The following is a 1892-nucleotide window of genomic DNA, read 5'->3' on the forward strand; positions in this document are numbered from 1 at the left end:
GAAGAGAATAGAACGAGATTGGCTTTGTTGTCTTCTATTACCTTAGGCAGAATTTCAATAAGATATTCGGTAAATTGAAGTGCTTGTGGTTCGTATTTCATGGCTGGCACGATTAACTCCGCTTGATTCTGATAATCAAACGGTGACGCCAGGGCAAGAAACTGCACGCCATCTTCTTCTTTTTGACTGATACCGGCTTGATGGCAGAAAAAACTGAAGGAGTTGAGTGCTCTCATTGTTGCAGAAACGAGCACAGCACCAACACAGCGGCTCCAGATTTGCTGATCAAGTTGCCAGCCAACCTCAAGCGGAGAAACATTGACAACAAAATCGCCTTCACTCTCTTTATTAAGCTCTAACCAGCGCGCTAAAGGCGCACCTTTTTCACGTTTTGGTTCAGCCATCAGGCGCCAAACTTGCGCTAGGTTCTCGGTTCTCTGTATATAAAAGCCGATTTCCGCGAGTGCTGGCTCTGCGAGTTTTGCAGAAAGCTCGCCATCTTTAACTCGTTCTGCAATCAGGTCCGCAATTTTAGCGACTGCCTGGCTCGCTTTCTGAGAAAGTTGTTTGAGGTCTTTAGATTCGTTCTCTAACCATTCTGGCAAGTCACCATGCTCAAAGCGGTAAAGCCCATCTTCAAAATGAGTAGCATCGAACTGCTTACTGAGCTGCGTCAGAGTTGGTATCAGCTGTTGTACAGAATCCTGCAATTCATTTCTGAATCGACCCACTCGCTTTTCGTCCGCCAACCCTGAAAGTTTGGTTATCGATTGGTTTAAACGCTCTAACCATGAAGCGGCACCTTTTAAACTTGCCGCCGCAGAAGAGTGATCTCGGGCTACGTGTGGTAAGTGGTGTGCTTCATCGAAGATATAGATGCTATTTTCCGGCTCTGGCAGTATTACACCGCCACCTAGATCTGCATCAGCCATCACTAAACTGTGATTAGCGATGATAACGTCTGCTTTATCTAATTCTGAGCGTGCTTTTTGGAAAGGACAGTCTCTGTGAGTTGGCATGCTGTTGTTACAACTATGCTTATCACTGACAATCATCTGCCAAATCATGTTATCGATAGGCTTTGGCCATGAATCTCGGTCACCATCCCATTTGCCTTGAGCAAGGCTGCGATACATGGTTTGTAGTTGTTCAATATCTTTCTGTTTTGGCTTGGATTCAAACATTGCCATCTGACCGCCATCAACCCCGCAGGCGGCTGCCAACTTTTCCGCACAGCAATAACGTTGTCGACCTTTCGCCAATATAAAAGAGAACTCCCTGTCAGTAAGCCTTCTATATAGCGGGAGATCTTTGTTTACAAGCTGTTCTTGTAGAGCAACCGTTGCGGTTGAAATAACAATTTTTCGGTTGTTTAAAACGGCAACAGGGATCGCTGCCATTAAATAAGCCAGTGATTTACCGATTCCGGTTCCCGCTTCAGCAACGATCATACGATTACTTTTGTGGTATTGACCACAAAGTGTCTTCGCAATCTCAGCGACAAGGTAGTTTTGTGCACGCCTAGGTACAAAGTTATCCAACTGTTCTTGGAGGTTTTGATAACTGGTGCGAATAGAATTTTGAATTTTAGTAGTTAGCATAATGTGACCTACGTAACGGAGTGAGGATAGTAGCACATATCACTAGCCGGTACATTTACCGCAAAATAGCTTGCTTTTAAATCAAAGGTAGACCTCGTTCACAAAAAAAAAACTGAACCATCAGGAACTTAACGATTTTATTTATCTTGCGAAATATAAATATTAAAAAAGACTGGCTTGTAGGGATTAAGTTCTGTTGGTTGGTTGTTTTATGGTTACTTGATAGGTTTAAGTTCTGTTTGTTACATTTTTTGGGTTATTATATTTGCTAATAAAACTAAGGATAAGTTG

The 1892-nt window shown here is 43.1% G+C and carries 1 protein-coding gene; it reads right to left on the minus strand.

Annotated elements, in window-relative coordinates:
* A partial coding sequence (gene dinG, locus BCT81_RS01155; RefSeq protein WP_102423029.1) for an ATP-dependent DNA helicase DinG occupies positions 1-1601 on the minus strand: 1601 nt, incomplete at its 3' end.
* Positions 1602-1892 lie beyond the last annotated feature (291 nt).

The sequence above is a fragment of the Vibrio sp. 10N.261.52.A1 genome (genome assembly GCF_002876325.1).
Taxonomy (GTDB): domain Bacteria; phylum Pseudomonadota; class Gammaproteobacteria; order Enterobacterales; family Vibrionaceae; genus Vibrio; species Vibrio chagasii.